Raw genomic sequence first — 17,712 nt, 5'->3', positions numbered from 1 at the left:
TCGAATAAACAAACAAAACAATCACCTGTTGAAGGGTCTACAGAACCACTACAAGCAGAAATTGAACGTTTACGTATGGAAAACGAGTATTTAAAAAAGTTGAATGCCTTAGTTCAAGCCAAGGAAAAATCACCACGAAAGACAAAGTAAAACTCATTTGTGAATTAAGGTATAAATATCCGGTAAAGGCACTTGTGGCTTATGCCGGGATTATAGTATTAAGGCAAAATTAAAAGGCATGAGTCCGATTCAATATCGAACTCATGCCCAAACCGCTGCCTGATGAAATAACCGTGTCTAACTTTTATGGGTCACTTCATTTAGAGTTTCGTAATAGGTCGGTTTATTTATTAACATCGCTTTATTAAATTAGAAGTTATTCGGTTTTAGGAATGGTTCATTTTGTTATGTCCCAGCCTCTTTACTTTTTAAAAATTTTAAAGTATCTAAGTCACCGCTTGTTCCTAGTTGATAATCATCCTTGTATTCTTCCGGTCCCTTGCCGGTGATAAATACCCAATCCCCCTCACGTGCCGCTTCCCAAAGAGTTTGAATAGCAATAGTTCGATCTGGAATCACTTGACTCTTTGGAAAGCTGGCACGATGTTTTTTCAGTTCCAAAATAACATCCTCTTTTGCTTCTCCATTTAAATCATCAAGCGTTAAAATAATCCCATCACTATATTTTGCTGATGCTGCTACCATTTCTTTTCGCTTTGTATGATCTCTTCCCCCACGAAATCCAAAAATATGATAAATATTTTTCGCATGTTGATATTTTGCTGTTTGAAGGCAATATTCAAAAGCATCTTTTGTATGGGCATAGTCGATAACAAACCTAGCGCCTTTATCGTTATAAAATGTTTCAAACCTGCCTGGAACGCCGGGGAATGAACGAAAAGCTGCAGAGATATTATGCGGCGGAATACCCATTTTGTATGCAGTAACAAAAGCCATTGATGCATTATAAACATTATGAATCCCTTGAAGAGGCAATTGAATGGAAAACGCTTCCCCATTGTGATGAATGGTGAATGATGTTTGTCCTTTCAAAGCAACGTCCTTTATTTCGAACTCTGTATCTTTGCCAAATAAAGTGAACGGTATAGCTGTCAGCTCTCCAGATAATACCTTTCCCCATTCGTTATCATAATTAATCACCGCTTCACCAGTCGTTTTTAATAATTGAAATATCTTTTTCTTTTCACTAAAATAATTTTCCATATTGTGATGATAGTCCAAATGATCATGAGAAAGGTTTGTAAATAAAGCAAAGTCAAGTTCCAGTCCCTCTGTTCGAGACTGATTAAGCGCATGGGAAGATATCTCAAGAATGATGAACTCATCTCTGCTTTCATGCAATAGTTTTTGTAAAAGAACTGCATCTGGAGTCGTATTAGATGGTGAAAAGCTTTGCTCATTTATTACATTCTCCACTGTCCCAATCAGTCCGCAAGTTCTCCCTGTTTTCTCAATAATATGTTTTATTAAATAGGAGGTGGTTGTCTTACCATTCGTTCCGGTAATGCCAATCATAATATGTTTTTTTGAAGGATAATGATAAAAGTGGCTTACTAATTTTCCTAATGCTTCACGGGAATTATCTACCTTTATATAAGGGATAGCAAGCCTGCTTGATAAAGATTGTTGACCAATGACAGCAGCTGCCCCTTGCTCAATCGCTTCGGCTATATATTGATGTCCGTCAACGACATTTCCATTAACAGCAACGAAAACATCACCTGGTTTCACTTTTCTAGAATCCGATTGTATACCATTTATAGACAAGTCCGAAATTCCGCCACTTCTATTCCCTAAAATTGCAAATATCTCGGCTAATTTCATATGTAATCTCCTTTGAATAGAAGCATAATATCTATACTTTTTTTATTCCCTGCAACAAAAAAAATATGCCCTCAAAAGGACATATCAAAATCTGGAATTATGATAATATTCGCCTTGCAAACTGCGATAAATATTTATAATTCAGCCGGCTATGCTGGGAGATTAAATATGCATCTCTAGTGGCACCAGGCTTTCTAAGCGTATTTAAAGCTTCAATCATACCCTGCTCTGTTTCCAGTCCAACCCCATGGCCAAAATATTGATTATTTCCTAAATAAACGGCATTTTCACCAGTCCAGATTGGGTGATCAAAATCTGGATTATAAAAATAAACAACATCTCCTGGAATAAAGTCCCTTCCTATCCTTGTATCAATCCCTAAATCCTGATCATAGTTCCAATCCCACACGAGCAAACCTTGAAAAAGAGTATTAAACCGACTGACTGCAATCGAATCAAGCACTGCCTTATAAAACAAAAGCACAATGGCAGTTGAACATTCAAAAGCATATTCTTTGCTGTTATAAAATACATCCAAAATGGCATCCGAGGGCATAATATATGGCTTGAGCACATATCCATACTTTGTTTTTGTCCATATTTCCGGATTGAATTTAGAATGCGTGAAAGGTGCAAATTCAGCCTGGCTGTTATGCATTTGATTTGCTGCTTTTATTAAATTTTCTCTTAAAAGCAACTCGAATAACAATTCATGCAAAGTATTATAATGATGGAGCTGTTCACTGTTTTCCAAAGCATGATATATGTCTCTTTGTATTCCACGAAAACGGCTGACTGGCGGTTTAGGTGAAGACTGTACAATGACTGTCATCTCTTACCTCCTCAAAAACTTTTCCATTTGCATTTGTTTCCATATATTTTGAGATAGATTACATAAAACCTTATAGCACTTTATGTTAAATCGGGAAAGGACGTTCATCATACTCATTTTTATGTAGAAAGATTAATTAAACTGAACAATTATTCAAAAATAGTATTTTTTCTGAAAAGACTATTGATTTACTTGCAATTTACCTATAAAATACTTCCTATATTCACAAGTTTCTGAAATATTTCACAACAGGAGGAATAACATATGATCACATTCTTAGCTTCAATTGCCTTATTAATCTTAGGGTATGTTATTTATTCAAAAATTGTAGAGAAAATTTTCGGTGCGGATGATTCAATTAAAACCCCAGCATATACTCACTCTGACGGAATGGATTTTGTTCCAATGAGCTGGTGGAAAGGAAACTTAATTCAATTACTTAACATCGCTGGAACTGGACCCATCTTTGGTGCACTAATGGGTGCACTGTATGGACCTGTTGCATTCATTTGGATCGTCATTGGCTGTATTTTCGCAGGAGCTGTCCATGATTATTTTTCTGGCATGCTCTCTCTCAGACATAAAGGGGAGCAATTTCCAAATTTAGTTGGCAGATACTTAGGAAATAGCATGAAGGCCTTTATTAATATCTTATCTATCGTTTTAATGATTTTAGTTGCAGCTGCATTTACTGCAAGTCCTGCACAATTAATATCTAGCATAACACCTTTAAACTTTACTGTTTCATTATTAATTGTTTTTGCTTATTTTATCCTTGCTGCTGTTTTACCAATTAATAAAATTATCGGCAGAATCTATCCTGTTTTCGGAGCCATTCTCATTTTTATGGCAGCATCAATTGGAATCGCCTTAATTTTTAGTGGACAGACGCTACCTAATTTGACACTAGATAACCTCCATCCAGGTGAACTTCCAATTTGGCCACTTTTAATGGTAACCATTTCATGTGGAGCTATCTCAGGATTTCATGCCACGCAAAGCCCTATCGTATCAAAAACATTAAAAAAGGAATCTGATGGCCGTAAAGTTTTTTATGGCGCTATGGTTGGTGAAGGAATCATTGCCTTAATTTGGGCAGCAGCTGGGATGACGTTTTTTGGCGGTACAGGAGGTCTTCAAGAAGCATTAGCCACTGGAGGGCCAGCCGGAGTAGTTAACGAAATCTCTACATCTCTATTAGGAACATTAGGTGGACTACTTGCCATTTTGGGTGTAATTATTTTACCGATTACAACTGGAGATACTGCTTTGAGGTCCTCAAGAATGATGTTGTCTGAATTATTAGAAAAAATAATTCACCTTAAAGGAAAAGCGCAAGTTTTATTAGTTACAGCACTAGTTGGTGTACCTACCTTCCTGCTAGCCAATATAGATTATTCATTTCTATGGAGATATGTTGGATGGACAAATCAATTGTCTGCAACAATCATGCTTTGGACTGCTACTATATTTTTATTAAAATATAAAAAGTTCCATTGGATTTGTGGTATTCCAGCACTATTTATGACAGGGGTCTCTGGGACTTACATTTTTTATGCTCCAGAAGGATTTCAAATGTCATATAATCTTTCACTAGCAATTGGAACTGCCATCACAATCATTGTTACATTTTGGTATATTGTGAAAATCATTCAATCTCATAAACGAAAAAATCAATCAAATACAACAGCTGCTTAACTTCAAACATAGCAAAAACATGGATTCTCATGTGTTTTGCTATGTTTTTTTGATTTTATTAAGGGTAAAGATGAATAAACCTGATAAGGATGTGAAAGATGATGAGAAAAGATAAGAAAAATATGGACCATCCTGAACAATACAAAACAAAAGAAGAAAGCTTGTTTGATACCTTTCCAGAGGAAAAAAATGTTGATCCTCTGCCGATGGAAGATTTAAAGCTGGAAAAAAGAGAAGAAAGAAATAAAAAAGAACAAAAAAATCATTCATCAACACAGGAAAAGTATAAAGTAGATTTTGAAACTAGCAAGAAGAAAAGAATGTTTAAATAGCTTTCCAACGTGTAATGACTGCCCTCCATTTTATCGGGCAGTCATTTTTTGATAAATACAAAATTTCCTCATTCAATAATATAACTTTGACAAATAGCTTAGAACAATGCTAATTTTATATAGAAGCATTACGACTAAATGCTATATAGTAGGTGAAGAAAATGAGCAAAAATATGAACAAAGACGTAATAAAGTTTTTAAGGGAAAGCTACAATATGACCCAGCGTGATTTTGCGAGAATCGTCAGCTGCAGCTTCTCACTTATCGCCCTAGTAGAGGTGGGAAAAAGAAGAGTAACAGCAGATTTAGAGAATAAAATAAAAGCGGCATTTGACTTGGATGACCAACAAATTCAGTCAATATCAACAGTAGTTTCAGAATTTAGCAAAGGTCTTCCGCCATTCATGTAATATACCTTTTATATCCACCCTTTTTCTTCTGCTTCAGAGATTGCTTCGATTCTATTTTTTACCTGTAACTTATTGATTATTTCTGACATATAATTGCGCACCGTCCCGGCAGATAAATACAGGTGCGCGGAAACTTCCTTTGATGTCATGCCGCTTGATACCATCCTTAAAACTTCCTGCTCTCGTTCAGTTAACGGGTTTTCCTCCTTTAAACTTCCGAAGATTAGTTCTGGTGCAAACTCTCTTTTCCCTTTCATGACATTTCTAATGCATTGTGCCAAATCCTCACTTGGACCGTCTTTCAATAAATAACCATGGACATTTGCCCTTACAGCTTTTTCAAAATACCCCGGTCTGGCAAAAGTAGTTAAGATAATGATTTTGCATGCTGATTTCTCTATATATAGCTTTTCAGCTACGGCTAAACCGCTCTTCAATGGCATTTCAATATCCAATAAACATACATCAGGTTGAAGCTGCTCAACGAGGCGTTCAACTTCTCTTCCATTTTCAGCCTGCCCAATTACCTCTATATCATCTTCATAATTTAACAGAGTGCCTAATGCCCCTCTTAACATACGCTGATCTTCTCCAATAATCACTTTTATTGTCAAGATACCCCCTTCCTCCCTTCTTTAATAATTACAGGTACTTTCATCTCTAGGATAAACCCTTTATGAGAATCAGTTTGGACACTTAAATTGCCTTCAATTAGCTCCAGCCTTTCTGACATGCCGCATATCCCATTTCCTCTCTCAATCTCATTGCTCATTCCCTTACCATTATCTTTAATTCTGATGAATACTTCTCCTTCATGCTTTTCGCATAATATCGAACACATAGTAGCTTGACTATGCTTCACCACATTTGTTACCCCTTCACGTACACACATTCCTAATATATTTTGTGTCATGCTTGGTATTTCCTCCAACTCATGAGAAATATTAATCCGAGCCTTTATCCCTGCAGCCTCCAAAATCGCTTGCGATTCAAACAATACCTCTGAAATGGTTAATGCTCTCATATCAGAAACGAGCTCTCTTACTTGCTTCAAAGCAATTCGGGAAGTTCGTTCGATTTCCTTAGCTTCTCTTCTGGCACCACCGGTATCTTTATCCACCATTTTTACAACAAGCTGTGACTTTAATGTAATCAATGATAATGTATGACCTAATGTATCATGCAAATCCCTGGAAATTCGCATTCTTTCCTCTCTTTTCACCAAGGATTCTATTCGTTCGTTTGCTACATTCAGCTTTTCTTCGAGCTCTATCTTTGTGTTCATTGATCGAATCCCAAACGGGGAACACAACATAACGATCATCATAATTAACAAATAATACGCACCGCTTGGGAACTCGTCAAATAACGCAAACAGCGTTGTAAATATAGAAATCGAAAATAATATTAATGCGGTCCAAAAAGCTCTTTTACTTTTAAACCAGCCAATGAAATGGGCAGTAAAAAAACCCATAAACAAACTATTTAAATTATAGAAAATTGAAAATATCAATATAATTAAAACTTGAATAACTAACCAACCGATTGATACATTATTTTCTAGATTGCAATAAAGCTGACGGTAAGACATAAAGAATAAGAAGAGCATCCCGTATCCGGCAACCATCTTCCATCCAGATTCTTCAGCAATGTAATAAGCTGGCATTAATAGATAAAGAAGAAACACATACGGAAGAAATCCATATCTTTCTGGAAACAACCTAAACTTGTTTGCCGTACCCATTCCACGTTACACCACCACTTCCTGCTTTCTCCTTATATATATTGATAATACGACAAACACGATAAGATATCCTATTAAAACAGAAATATTTACTAGCGAAGGAGCATTGCCTCTTACCATTTCCCAAGCACCGCTTCCAAAATGAAAGGAAGGAATCCATTGTGCAATCGATTGAATAAATTTAGGCATAATTTCCATCGGCATCCACATACCGCCTAATATGGCTAATCCCATATAGATCACATTACTTACACCTGAAGCAGTATCCACTTTTTTCATCAATCCGACAAGTGTGCCTAAAGCTAAAAACGGGAATGAGCCTAGCAAAATCCACATGCCGCATAATAGCCATTGACTAATTGTTAAAGTAACATTATTAATGAAAGAGCCCACTGTAAAAATAATGATGATTGAAAAGATATGAATCATCGTTTGGCCCACCATTTTCGCAAAGAAATACGCTCCATCAGAAAGTGGCGTCAGCCTCATAAACATGGACCATCCTTTCGTTCGCTCTTCCACTAAGCGAATGCCTAATGTCATAATCGCCGAGCCCATCACACTAAAACATGTTACAGACATTAAAAAATGAGCATGCCATTCATCACCCATGCCTACATTAAAAACATTAGTGAAAAGAAAATAGAATAATATCGGCATAAATAATGACCAGAAAACAAAATAAGGATTGCGAAATATCCGTAATATTTCTGCTTTACACTGCATCCAAACTGGATTCAACAAATTCACCCCCCCTTCTTGTTAATTGCTCAAATGCTTCATCCAATCTACCGTGATGAATATTAATATCCTTTACCTTGATTTTCCTGGCAAATATCTCTTCCAGTACTTCATCGGTATGATCAGTCTCTAAGAAAACTCTTCCATCTTTTTCAACAACCTTCATTACATAAGCGATGGTTGCCAGCATTTCTAAACTTATGAAGTCATTCGCAGCGAAAGAAACCGATGATGCTGTCAGTTTTCTTTTAATATCAATTGGCGCTCCATCTGCTATGATTTTTCCTTGATTAAATAGTATTATACGTTTAGCGACATCATCTGCTTCTTGCAAATAATGAGTTGTAAAAATAACTGTTTTTCCTTTTTTGTTCATTTCCTCAACGGTTCTCCAAAAATTCCTTCTTGCACTCGTATCCATTCCCACAGTTGGTTCATCAAAGAAAATAATTTCCGGATCACCAGCTAACGCCAATGCAAAACTTAGTCTTCGCTTTTGCCCGCCTGATAGCTTATCAGCTCTTTTCTTTAAATCCTCCTCCTGTAAACCCGTTATTGAAATCAACTGTTCAAATGCCATCGGCTGAGGATAATAGCTCCTGAACAGCTGAATGACCTCCATTACAGTAAGCGCATCAATCATACTGACTTCTTGAAGCATCGCCCCAATTCGCTCTCTATTCCGCTTATGTTTCGGATGATCCCCCATTAAAGTAATCTCGCCGTTAGTCGGCTCAATTAAACCGAGCATCATTAATAAGGTAGTCGATTTCCCTGCACCATTCGGTCCTAAAATCGCCACTAATTCACCCTTATGAATAACTGTTGAGATGTTATTTACCGCCGTTTGTTTCTTAAATTGCTTTGTAATTTGATTAAGACTTATAACTATTTCCAAACAATCACCTCCTGATTTACTATTTTAAGTATATTGGAGTAATTGTTGTTAAATTAGTGGATTATGTCATCAATTAAATATGACAAAAGTCATTTCAAACAAAATGACTCAATTCTAATGTTTTGGAGACAAAAAAACACCATAGATTCATCATCTATGGCGTCTTTATGAGAGCTTCGCAATTTTCTCATATACATCCTTCATTGTCTCACATCCAGCATTTCGTACCTTTATGATATAGCACAGCCATAATTCGGCAGTCAGCTTGGCATCTCCTAGCGCGTGATGCCGATCGACAATTTCAATTCCATTTCTTACGCAGAAATCTTCCAGCTTAATTGATATTCCTTGCGGTTCAATTAAGCGATATAAAAAGGATGTATCAAATAATCTATGTTTAAACGATGTTTTAAACATCGTCCATGAAGCATGCTGCATAAATTTTTTTTCATGACTTGAATGATGAGCGATTAAAGGTAGGTCTTGAGCAAACTTAAAAAACTGTATCATTACTTCTGATAAACTCGGTGCAGCCAATAATTCTTTATTATTAATCCCCGTTAACTTTTTAATGCCTTCCGGGAGTTCCTCCTCAAAACGAACTAAAGAATAAAAGGATTCGCTTTCAAGCATTTGTCCATCGATGATTTTTACTGCTCCGATTGAGAGAATCCGGTCTCCTTTTTCAGGGTAAAAACCAGTCGTTTCAATATCAAACACGACCGCACTGATTTTTTCTAGAGGCTCTTCCATCACGTTATAATCTTTCATTTCCCTATGCAATTGCCTCATAAAAGCTAAATGCTGTGAATTTTGAGATTGTAATCCACCAAATCGGTTATTGTTCAGCTTTCGTACAAATTGAAAAAAAGGTTCTAAAGCCATGACTTCACACCCTGTTCAATAAGATTGGCTACATATTGATGAAGTCTTTTGCCATTTTTTAATATTTTTTTAATCTCATTTTTCTTTTCCTTATTTAAATTCTTAATAAACAAGTGATGAGCATCATCATAAGATTCAACATCATTCATTAAAAGTAGTCTGTAAGTTAGCAATTGTTTAAAACTCTCTATATATTTATGCAAATCCTCATTATATGGACTTTTCATTATTAATGCTTCCATCCGGCCATTTGTCGACGTGTCTTCTATTCCTTCCTTTAATGCAAGCAGCCGAACCCCATTCACATATGGTATAAAGGCGGTATATTTCAAATTTATACTTCCTTTATATGTGCCGGTTTCTTCTGTCAGAATTTGTCCTAAAGGACCAATTGAATTTTTAATATGCCTGACATTTTCAAGCAGCCTTTTTAAAAGATTTGGGTTATGCTGAATCGATTGGTGAATATAACATTTTAAATGCCGGATATATTCTTCCTCACCAATTAATGACCTGCCATCATAAAAGATTTGCAGGCTGCGAATCGTTGCCCAGCTCTCTTCCTTCAGCCAATAAGCAAGCTGCTCTTCCCATTTAGCTATAGATTTAGTCCATAGCGGGTTGCTCGCCATTACATTGCCATCGCAATATGGATATCCTGAGATATTTAATCCATCTGCTAATTTTTCACCTAGGCTGGAAAAATAACCTGCACATTCACTATTTTCTATTTCATAAATGATGCCATGATCTTGATCACTTATTAACCCTTGTTCTCTCCTTCCTCCGCTGCCTGTGATAAACCAAGAAAAACGGCATGGAGGCTCTTTGTTCATCTTTTTCAACGCCAATGAAAACACAGCCTTCATTACTTCATCATGAAAGGAATTTAAGGAAACAGTATCTGAAATATGATTTCGTATTTCACTTTCCTTCCAGTTTTTAATGTCCTTGTATGTTTCTATTTGTTTATCCAATCATACACTTCCTTTTAATTAGAAAACTTTACGAATGTCTTTTTGCTAAAAAGCCCCCTTATTAAAGGAGGCTTTTTTCATTAAGATGTTAATTTATTATTGTTGTTTTTTTCAGTTAAAAACTCTTCAGGATACCCGTAGTTACCATGTTCACTTATATCTAGACCCATAATCTCTTCTTCCTCACTAACTCTAAGACCGTTCATTAATTTCTTAAGAATAAAAAGGATAATGAAAGATGCAACGAATGCGTACAATCCAGCAGTAAAAACGCCCATTGCCTGAACGCCTAATTGACCGAACCCTCCACCATAGAATAAACCAGCACTTCCGCCATTGGCTGCCGCTAATTCCGGAGTTGCAAATAGACCGTTTGATAATGTACCCCAAACACCTGCAGCACCATGTACTGATAGCGCAAATATTGGGTCATCTATTTTCATTTTATCAAAGAACTTCGTGCTATAGAATACCAACAGTCCAGCTACAAGACCAATTACTACTGCCGCCCACGGTTCGACGAAGGCACAGGATGCAGTGATTGCTACTAAACCGGCTAATGCGCCATTTAATGTTGTCACAATATCAGACTTTCCGAGAACAACCCATGATATTGCTAGTGCAGCTACCGCACCAACAGCTGCTGCTAAGTTCGTATTTAATGCAACATACCCAAAAAACGCACCATCTACAGACGTCGTACTTCCAGCATTAAAGCCAAACCATCCTACCCAAAGAATCAGCACTGCAAGTGTTGTATAAACTTGGTTATGTCCTGCTAAATTATTTGCCGAGCCATCTTTATTATATTTTCCAATCCTCGGTTTAAGCAGGATCGTTGCTGCAAGTGCAGCCATTGCACCAGTTAAGTGAACAACTGTCGAACCCGCAAAATCTTGTTTTTCATGTGCCGCAAGCCATCCGCCGCCCCAAATCCAATGAGCCACAACTGGATAGACAAAAGCTGAGAAAAGGATAGTAAAGCCAACATAGACAGGAAATTTTGCTCTCTCTGCGAATCCTCCTAGAGCAATACAAACGGCAATTGCAGCGAATGCACTTTGGAAAACAAAGAACACAGCATCAGAGACATCAGAAGCACCACTTTCTGCCCCTGAAACGAAGAAATCTGTCATGCCAACAAAGAAATTCCCATCTCCGCCAAATATAAAGCCATAGCCAACGGCCCAGAACACTAAAAATGTTAAGCCTACAGAAAAAATGGTTTTACCGGCAATATGGCCAGCATTTTTCATTCTTGTTGAACCAGCTTCAAGTAATATAAAGCCGCCTATCATAAAAATAACTAAAATTGCAGCAAGCATCGTCCATAAACTGTTCAAATAGAACATTTCGTCCATCTATATTCCCCCTCATTCATTTCACGTCATACATTTTAACTAACTGATGTTAGATTATATGACATTAATTAAGTTATTTTTTATTTTATCGCAAAATTCCTATAAGTCAATGATATTTTTATATTTTTTAGAAAATTTAGTTACTAATTTTACTAATAAAATTTACCTAGGCGAATGATAACCTTTACATTTGGAAAGGTTAAAAACGAGCGATAGTCCTATTGCTCAAAATCGTTTGTCGGGAGTGATGTATCCGTGGCAAGAAACAAACTTTTAGTACCCGGTGCAAATAACGCATTGGATCAAATGAAGCAAGAAATTGCTCAAGAGTTTGGCGTACAGCTAGGTGCAGAAACAACCGCACGTGCAAATGGCTCTGTCGGCGGGGAAATGACGAAGCGACTCGTCGCATTAGGAGAGCAGCAGCTCCACAACAAAAAGCAATAGACTAAGCCGCTCAAAACCGATAGAGGTGTCAACAATAATTGTTGACACCTCTTTTTTGTTTTTTGTTAATATATTTAACATAATAATGTAAATAAACTGACATTGGTTGTTTTAACTGATTTATTACTTAAATTTGGGCATCTCTTTAAATCGCAGCAAAAATACTGTAAACCAATAGGAAAAATAAGCTATAACAACATCAATAAAAAATATATAAAAATTACTCATTCCTCTATTTAATGAAAGCAAGCCAACATATTCTTCTACATTTGCAAACACAAAAGCATATAATGCACTAAGAACTAAAACATACAAATGAAAATTTTTACCCCTGTTTGTACAGTATTGATACAAAAGAAGAAAGCTTACAGGCAATAGCGAAGTGGTCATATTCGTGGCACTAGGTAAAAATGGCATTAAAAAATAGTGATAAACAAATAAGCCCTCTCTTGTTAAAACGGCCTCAACCATTGTCCAAAGCATATTGACAGTATATCCGAAAAAAAATATTTCAAAGAGTCTGTTTCTATCTATAGTAAAGTACAGCAAAACTAAAGGAGCAATTAAGACAAAAAGAACAAACCAAAATTGCCAATTAGTATAATCAGAATACTGATGCCAATATTCAGCCACTAAATGCGCTAGTTCATCGGTTTTCCAACTAATTTGTTCGAGCAATTCATTACGATCCACTGTACTTACCTCCTTTAAATTACTCTGCTTCATTTTGTTCAAGGAGCAGATTTTTATTCATTATTTGGGAATCTCATTCCCTTCTGCCAAAGAACACATATTTTCTCAAAAAAAATACCCTATTGAAGGGTAACTCATTTATCCTCGTATTTTTTTTAATAATAAGCTATTTTGTGCAGCTGTACCTGTGTAAGCGTTAATACCATATTGGGCGGCAAGTTTTTGCCTGCCAGAAAAAGAGGAATCTCTGCCAATGGATTTAAGATAATCCACTATACTGTTTGTCTCCATATCTCCTTTAACTGGCGCATTAGGCCTTGGTGTGTGCCCTTTCTTCACCTTGTTAAGCAACTGCGTATTTTGCGCGGCTGTACCAGTATAATTTTTAATTCCATACTGTGATGCTAATAATTTCCGATGATTAAACGAAGAATCAACACCTATTGATTTTAAATAATCAACAATGCTGCTTGCACGAGGTTTTGGGTCGCTATCAGGAACTGTCGGCTTAGGCTCGACTGGCTTGGTGGCTGGTGTTTTCTTTGACAAATTGAATGCTTCGACCAAACCATTTACATGTCCTTTCGCGATATTTTCAATAAAGGACGACTGTTTAAGTTTATTGGCATCCGCAGCTGAATCAATAAACCCATTCTCTGTGAGAATGGCTGGCATATTCGATTCCCTTAAAACGTGAAAATTAGCTTGCTTTTTCCCTCTATCTGCAAAATCGACTGCTTTCATTACTTCTCCATGTATAATATTTTGGTAGGATACTGTCGAAGCACCAACATTTGTATAAACATAATCCTCATACCCTGATCCACCGCCAGCATTAATGTGAATGGAAAGATAAAAATCAGCATTCCAACTATTCGCAGCATTTGTTCGCTGATTCAATGAGACCGTTTGATCCCCTGTTCTACTCATCTGAATGGTTACATTATTATATTCACGCAGTAATAAATCTCTAATTTTCGTAGCAATCTGTAAAGTTAATGCTTTCTCTTGCAAGCCATTGCCAGTTGCTCCTGTATCCGTCCCTCCATGACCGGGATCAATAAAAATCTTTACCATTAATTATTCACTCCTTTCTCATAGTTTATGTAACAGGAAAGGCTGCCCGTGTGGACAGCCTCCCTACTATTTCATATTTTTATCCTCAATCATTATATATAAGTTTTTATAGTAAAAAGGCAGGTTTACTTAACAATCCTGTATCAATTTAAGAATAAAATAAAGGCCTGCATCAAATTATATTAAATAGAAAGGCGGGGAAAATGTGACTGCAAATTTATTCAGAATTGGAAACGCTATTTTTTTATGGGTAATCACCATACTCTTTCTACCTAAAGGTTCCTTTAGAAAATATATACCGGTTACAATTTTCACCTCATGTTTATTACTCATTGAAACACTTTTATCAATTGTGTTTAAATGGTGGAAAGTCAAAGGCGGAGTAAAATATTTAGTATTCGATGCCCTCGCTTTTATTTTCGGCCCTTTCTTTACCATTAACCTATGGGTTTTTCACTTTACTTATGGAAAATTCCCGCTTTATTCTATAGTAAATTTATTGATGGATTTAATCTTTGCCTATCCACTAAATGACCTCTTTCAAAAAATCGGCCATTATAAATTGAAAAAATTTAATTCAGCTACACTTTTCCTTACTTCATACATTTTGTCGTTTATTAATTATGGTTTTCAGAAGCTATTATTTGGGCCGAAGGATTAAATTGAAATTTCATTAAGTGCTTTTCGTATTTAAGTCCCTCTCAATTTTTGTGAAGGGCTGTATTAGTATTTATTCTGTAGCAGAGGTACGGCTTTAGAACATAAAACTAAACAGAACCAAAAATCCACTTATTGTTCAGATTCAAACAACCTCTGCTTTTCCTTCGAATTATCCTCTCAAAATGAAGGATCAAAAGTGCCTTAATAGACAGGATTCGAGCAAATCTTGGCAAATCAAAAGCATTTGTCGAGACAAACGAACTTCCGTATTCCTGAAGAAAAATTAGCTTGAAACTTTTTTCCATTTCACTCGTAAAAATAATAAATACTTTTTAAGCAGGTGGGAAATATGTACGATTATAAGTTTGTTGAAATATCTGTTGGCTCATTTACAGGGACCCCTAAAGAGGATTATCAAGAAATTATTCATACACACGCAAAAGAAGGCTGGAGGCTACATCAAATATTAACCCCTCCTTTTGCTGCCGGAGGACAGGCCCTTACAATGGAAATTATATTCGAAAAAAAACTAATGGAATAAACGATTAAAATGAACTAATTGCTTATACATCCGTCATATAATAAATCTACAACTAAGGCTGGTGTATAAATGGAATTTGCCCTTTGGATACCAATTGCAATTTGTGTGTTTATAGCCATTTATTATGATCGTGAAAAAAATTAAATTTTTTCTTCTTAATAAGGTGCCAATTACTGGTGCCTTATTTTTCTGGTTCTTTTTAATCTTTCTAGTTATATTAACTTAAAAATCAGGAGGAATTACTTTAAAAAACCCTCTGTTGCAGTAATCCTCATGGCTATAGGCTTAATTATCGGGTATTAATTCGCTCAATTCTTTTTATAATCCATAACGAATATTGTTCAATAAACCTCCGTATACATCTTTATAGAGTCTATAACCTTACACTATTTTCAATCATTTTACGTTTCTTTTCATTTTCCTCCAAAAGTTTAAATCATCTCTTGTTTACATTTATTTTTCCAGCTGTAAATTTAGTCACATTTCACTTGGAAGGATGAATACATTGAACACTTTAGAATTCGTTTCTGCAATCATAAAAGCGCTCTCATGGCCAATGGTCGTTCTTATTTGTGTTTTCTTACTAAGGAATCCACTAAGCAAAATTCTAACCAATCTAAATAGGTTATCTTATAACAATCTAGAAATGGTATTCGAGCAAAAACTGAATCAACTCGAAACCACTCTTGATGATAACGAACAAATGAACTTTGACATTTATCAAACAAATAACAAAGATTTAGAAATATTAACGATTGCGCAAGTTTCTCCAAATGCCGCAATTATTATGGCATGGGCATTGATAGAGCACGAGCTTAAAAATTTATTAAACAGTAATAATCTCCTTGAAAATAAAAAATCAAACCCTTTAAGCTTAATAAATCTACTTCTTAAAAATGAACTCTTAGATAATGAAACCATTGCAACCTTACACGACTTAAGAGAACTCCGAAACACCGCAGCTCACTCTCATCAAGAAACTCTCTCATATCTCCAAGCCATTAAATACTATGAATTGGTAAAAAAAATCATCTCTATTTTAAAAGGCTGTTGAATTTTCTAATACATGCACCGTTGTTTAATATTAGATTGCTTTCGGGAAATTCTCTATTCAATTTGTTGTAAGGACACGCTGAGAATTAAGCGAACAAATACTCCTAAAAGGCATAGAAAATCTATATGTACAAGTTACCTAATGACTTCTCCATTAGTTGCTTTGGTAATATATTATCATTTTAAATTAATTCGTCTAAGTATTTGTTCAATTAGTCTTTTGCATATATAATGATTTGTTTACAAATAGTATATTAGGGTGTTACAAGAAATTACGCCCTACTAACTAAGATGTGGAGGGATTTTTACATGAATATTCGCGAAGGTTTAATCCCAACTGTATTAGGTTCAGCTGTTACGGCTACTGGATATGCATTGAGGAAAAAGCGTGGTTCAAATAAAATGATTGCAGACACTGTTTTTGAATTTGGTTTAGCCCACGTTGTTTTAGGTGCAATTGATCTTGTAGAGCATCGACGTTAGTATCGGGGGAGCACAATTTCGTGCTCTCCTGTAATAGTATTTCCAAGTGGATTAGCAATTGCCCTTCACCTTGGTCACATCTGTTATATATACGATTTAAAATATCTCCCGCAGGCTTGCCCATCACCAAGAAAATTTCATGTTAAGTTTGTTGGTATGTCCTTTATTTTTTTAATTGGATAAATGGACCTTTATAAAATTTTTCTTCCCTTGTTTAATTATCCAAATTATGTTAATTTCAAATAAACTAATCAAACAAGGGTAGTACTGTAATGATTCGTATAATATTATTATTTGTTGCTACATTAGGTGCAACTTTAACTTCATTCAGACACTTTATTAATGGCGGTTGGTCGCCTGATTCACTTAGTTCAACGAGTCAAATCTTATTCTTTATTATGATGATCTTAGAGTTACTAGCATCAGGCTATGAATTCCGTAAATACTTTTATGAAAGAGAAAAAGATACGAATCATTAACTCCTCCTACCTATAGAATTTTAAATTCCTTACATTTTAGATAGGTAGCTTATACGCCTCTGCAGTTACTTATTTTTGACTATAATCACAACTAAATGACCAGTTTAGGGCAAACCGGTCTTTGGATACTACTGGCATCCCATTTGATTCATAACAGCCATTTGATGCAGCCAAAATTTCTTTATGACCGAAATAAGAATTAACTGATAAAAAGAATAAAATTAAAAATAATAATCCCAGGCCAATGATTGCATAGTTACGTAAGGATACAGACATAATCGCCCCTCCTTCAGGGTCAAAATAGACTTTAACCACTTGCATTTTTTGAATATTCATACCCATGTAGCACATCATTATATACAATTCCTGTAAAAAACGATAGTGACAGAATGAATATACATCTGATCATTAAAAAGCTCTATTTTTCACATGCGAAGTTAAATCCACCAACCTTTTCTGCCTCTTTCTTATCTTGGTTACCTTTAATACTGGACTTATCGCGACTATCCATTTTAGGGTTGCCTTCCTAATCATAACATCTGTTTAGTAAACTTGA

General features: G+C 35.6%; 20 protein-coding genes and 1 pseudogene. 9 read left to right on the top strand and 12 right to left on the bottom strand.

The features are described from left to right. Positions 1-212, top strand: a pseudogene (locus CWS20_RS28850) (IS3 family transposase); the annotation flags it as partial. Positions 213-405: 193 nt separating this feature from the next. On the opposite strand, the gene CWS20_RS21405 reads toward CWS20_RS28850, so the two are convergent. Beyond that, complete coding sequence (locus tag CWS20_RS21405; protein ID WP_066196595.1) at positions 406-1,845, bottom strand: UDP-N-acetylmuramoyl-L-alanyl-D-glutamate--2,6-diaminopimelate ligase; 1,440 nt, start codon at positions 1,843-1,845, stop codon at positions 406-408. 97 nt (positions 1,846-1,942) lie between these two features. Continuing rightward, on the bottom strand, positions 1,943-2,677 hold the full coding sequence (locus CWS20_RS21400) for a hypothetical protein (RefSeq protein WP_066196594.1): 735 nt from the start codon (positions 2,675-2,677) through the stop codon (positions 1,943-1,945). A gap of 264 nt (positions 2,678-2,941) precedes the next feature. Between CWS20_RS21400 and CWS20_RS21395 the strand changes: the two genes are divergently transcribed. The 3 genes from CWS20_RS21395 to CWS20_RS21385 all read left to right on the top strand — a co-directional run bounded on the left by CWS20_RS21395 (position 2,942) and on the right by CWS20_RS21385 (position 5,117). Next, positions 2,942-4,375 (top strand): carbon starvation CstA family protein, encoded by a 1,434-nt coding sequence (locus tag CWS20_RS21395; protein ID WP_066196592.1) that lies wholly within the window; start codon positions 2,942-2,944, stop codon positions 4,373-4,375. Between the two features lie 98 nt (positions 4,376-4,473). Continuing rightward, positions 4,474-4,707 (top strand): YczO family protein, encoded by a 234-nt coding sequence (locus tag CWS20_RS21390; protein WP_066196589.1) that lies wholly within the window; start codon positions 4,474-4,476, stop codon positions 4,705-4,707. Positions 4,708-4,868: 161 nt separating this feature from the next. Continuing rightward, complete coding sequence (locus tag CWS20_RS21385) at positions 4,869-5,117, top strand: helix-turn-helix transcriptional regulator (RefSeq protein WP_321202686.1); 249 nt, start codon at positions 4,869-4,871, stop codon at positions 5,115-5,117. Between the two features lie 8 nt (positions 5,118-5,125). Here the strand turns inward: CWS20_RS21385 and CWS20_RS21380 are convergent, their stop codons facing one another. The 7 genes from CWS20_RS21380 to CWS20_RS21350 all read right to left on the bottom strand — a co-directional run bounded on the left by CWS20_RS21380 (position 5,126) and on the right by CWS20_RS21350 (position 11,723). Then, positions 5,126-5,731, bottom strand: a complete 606-nt coding sequence (locus CWS20_RS21380; protein WP_083957352.1) for a response regulator transcription factor — start codon at positions 5,729-5,731, stop codon at positions 5,126-5,128. Beyond that, entirely contained in the window at positions 5,728-6,861 is a 1,134-nt protein-coding gene (locus CWS20_RS21375; RefSeq protein WP_066196586.1) for a sensor histidine kinase, read from the bottom strand. The genes CWS20_RS21380 and CWS20_RS21375 overlap by 4 nt, the downstream gene beginning before the upstream one ends. 6 nt (positions 6,862-6,867) lie before the next feature. Next, complete coding sequence (locus CWS20_RS21370) at positions 6,868-7,602, bottom strand: ABC transporter permease (RefSeq protein WP_101226383.1); 735 nt, start codon at positions 7,600-7,602, stop codon at positions 6,868-6,870. After that, on the bottom strand, positions 7,577-8,500 hold the full coding sequence (locus tag CWS20_RS21365) for an ABC transporter ATP-binding protein (RefSeq protein WP_066196583.1): 924 nt from the start codon (positions 8,498-8,500) through the stop codon (positions 7,577-7,579). Before CWS20_RS21365 ends, CWS20_RS21370 begins: the two co-directional genes overlap by 26 nt. A 165-nt stretch (positions 8,501-8,665) precedes the next feature. Beyond that, a complete protein-coding gene (locus tag CWS20_RS21360; protein ID WP_066196580.1) occupies positions 8,666-9,385 on the bottom strand; it encodes an exonuclease domain-containing protein in 720 nt (239 codons plus the stop codon). Further along, positions 9,376-10,362 carry a DUF294 nucleotidyltransferase-like domain-containing protein gene (locus tag CWS20_RS21355; protein ID WP_066196576.1) on the bottom strand — a complete coding sequence of 329 codons (987 nt, stop codon included), beginning with the start codon at positions 10,360-10,362 and terminating at the stop codon, positions 9,376-9,378. Before CWS20_RS21355 ends, CWS20_RS21360 begins: the two co-directional genes overlap by 10 nt. A gap of 80 nt (positions 10,363-10,442) precedes the next feature. Further along, a complete protein-coding gene (locus tag CWS20_RS21350) occupies positions 10,443-11,723 on the bottom strand; it encodes an ammonium transporter (RefSeq protein ID WP_066196570.1) in 1,281 nt (426 codons plus the stop codon). Between the two features lie 255 nt (positions 11,724-11,978). Between CWS20_RS21350 and CWS20_RS21345 the strand changes: the two genes are divergently transcribed. Continuing rightward, positions 11,979-12,170 (top strand): alpha/beta-type small acid-soluble spore protein, encoded by a 192-nt coding sequence (locus CWS20_RS21345; protein WP_066196566.1) that lies wholly within the window; start codon positions 11,979-11,981, stop codon positions 12,168-12,170. Positions 12,171-12,293: 123 nt separating this feature from the next. On the opposite strand, the gene CWS20_RS21340 is transcribed toward CWS20_RS21345, so the two are convergent. After that, positions 12,294-12,863 (bottom strand): hypothetical protein, encoded by a 570-nt coding sequence (locus CWS20_RS21340; protein ID WP_083957351.1) that lies wholly within the window; start codon positions 12,861-12,863, stop codon positions 12,294-12,296. Between the two features lie 138 nt (positions 12,864-13,001). Beyond that, positions 13,002-13,940, bottom strand: a complete 939-nt coding sequence (locus CWS20_RS29450; protein WP_083957350.1) for an N-acetylmuramoyl-L-alanine amidase — start codon at positions 13,938-13,940, stop codon at positions 13,002-13,004. 1,009 nt (positions 13,941-14,949) lie between these two features. Here CWS20_RS29450 and CWS20_RS21325 point away from each other — a divergent pair. The 4 genes from CWS20_RS21325 to CWS20_RS21310 all read left to right on the top strand — a co-directional run bounded on the left by CWS20_RS21325 (position 14,950) and on the right by CWS20_RS21310 (position 17,156). Beyond that, positions 14,950-15,141, top strand: coding sequence for a DUF4177 domain-containing protein (locus CWS20_RS21325; RefSeq protein WP_066196560.1), 192 nt, complete (start codon positions 14,950-14,952; stop codon positions 15,139-15,141). Between the two features lie 505 nt (positions 15,142-15,646). Next, the gene (locus CWS20_RS21320) at positions 15,647-16,195 is read left to right on the top strand and encodes a DUF4145 domain-containing protein (RefSeq protein ID WP_066196559.1); all 549 of its coding nucleotides are present in this window, start codon (positions 15,647-15,649) and stop codon (positions 16,193-16,195) included. Between the two features lie 308 nt (positions 16,196-16,503). After that, entirely contained in the window at positions 16,504-16,677 is a 174-nt protein-coding gene (locus CWS20_RS21315) for an asparagine synthase (protein ID WP_066196556.1), read from the top strand. Positions 16,678-16,949: 272 nt separating this feature from the next. After that, positions 16,950-17,156: a hypothetical protein gene (locus tag CWS20_RS21310; protein ID WP_066196553.1), complete on the top strand. Its 207-nt coding sequence runs from the start codon at positions 16,950-16,952 to the stop codon at positions 17,154-17,156. 69 nt (positions 17,157-17,225) lie between these two features. Here the strand turns inward: CWS20_RS21310 and CWS20_RS21305 are convergent, their stop codons facing one another. Then, positions 17,226-17,432: a hypothetical protein gene (locus CWS20_RS21305; RefSeq protein WP_142385406.1), complete on the bottom strand. Its 207-nt coding sequence runs from the start codon at positions 17,430-17,432 to the stop codon at positions 17,226-17,228. Between the last annotated feature and the right edge of the window lie 280 nt (positions 17,433-17,712).

This window comes from Cytobacillus horneckiae (assembly GCF_002835735.1).
GTDB lineage: Bacteria > Bacillota > Bacilli > Bacillales > Cytobacillaceae > Cytobacillus > Cytobacillus horneckiae.
Note: the sequence above shows the minus strand (reverse complement) of the source record. Positions and strands in the feature narration are given on the sequence as shown.

Coding starts and splice junctions, on each gene's coding strand:
- CWS20_RS21405 (WP_066196595.1), bottom strand. CDS start 1,845: ATGAAATTAGCCGAGATATTTGCAATTTTAGGGAATAGAAGTGGCGGA.
- CWS20_RS21400 (WP_066196594.1), bottom strand. CDS start 2,677: ATGACAGTCATTGTACAGTCTTCACCTAAACCGCCAGTCAGCCGTTTT.
- CWS20_RS21395 (WP_066196592.1), top strand. CDS start 2,942: ATGATCACATTCTTAGCTTCAATTGCCTTATTAATCTTAGGGTATGTT.
- CWS20_RS21390 (WP_066196589.1), top strand. CDS start 4,474: ATGATGAGAAAAGATAAGAAAAATATGGACCATCCTGAACAATACAAA.
- CWS20_RS21385 (WP_321202686.1), top strand. CDS start 4,869: ATGAGCAAAAATATGAACAAAGACGTAATAAAGTTTTTAAGGGAAAGC.
- CWS20_RS21375 (WP_066196586.1), bottom strand. CDS start 6,861: ATGGGTACGGCAAACAAGTTTAGGTTGTTTCCAGAAAGATATGGATTT.
- CWS20_RS21360 (WP_066196580.1), bottom strand. CDS start 9,385: ATGGCTTTAGAACCTTTTTTTCAATTTGTACGAAAGCTGAACAATAAC.
- CWS20_RS21350 (WP_066196570.1), bottom strand. CDS start 11,723: ATGGACGAAATGTTCTATTTGAACAGTTTATGGACGATGCTTGCTGCA.
- CWS20_RS29450 (WP_083957350.1), bottom strand. CDS start 13,940: ATGGTAAAGATTTTTATTGATCCCGGTCATGGAGGGACGGATACAGGA.
- CWS20_RS21325 (WP_066196560.1), top strand. CDS start 14,950: ATGTACGATTATAAGTTTGTTGAAATATCTGTTGGCTCATTTACAGGG.
- CWS20_RS21315 (WP_066196556.1), top strand. CDS start 16,504: ATGAATATTCGCGAAGGTTTAATCCCAACTGTATTAGGTTCAGCTGTT.
- CWS20_RS21310 (WP_066196553.1), top strand. CDS start 16,950: ATGATTCGTATAATATTATTATTTGTTGCTACATTAGGTGCAACTTTA.
- CWS20_RS21305 (WP_142385406.1), bottom strand. CDS start 17,432: ATGTCTGTATCCTTACGTAACTATGCAATCATTGGCCTGGGATTATTA.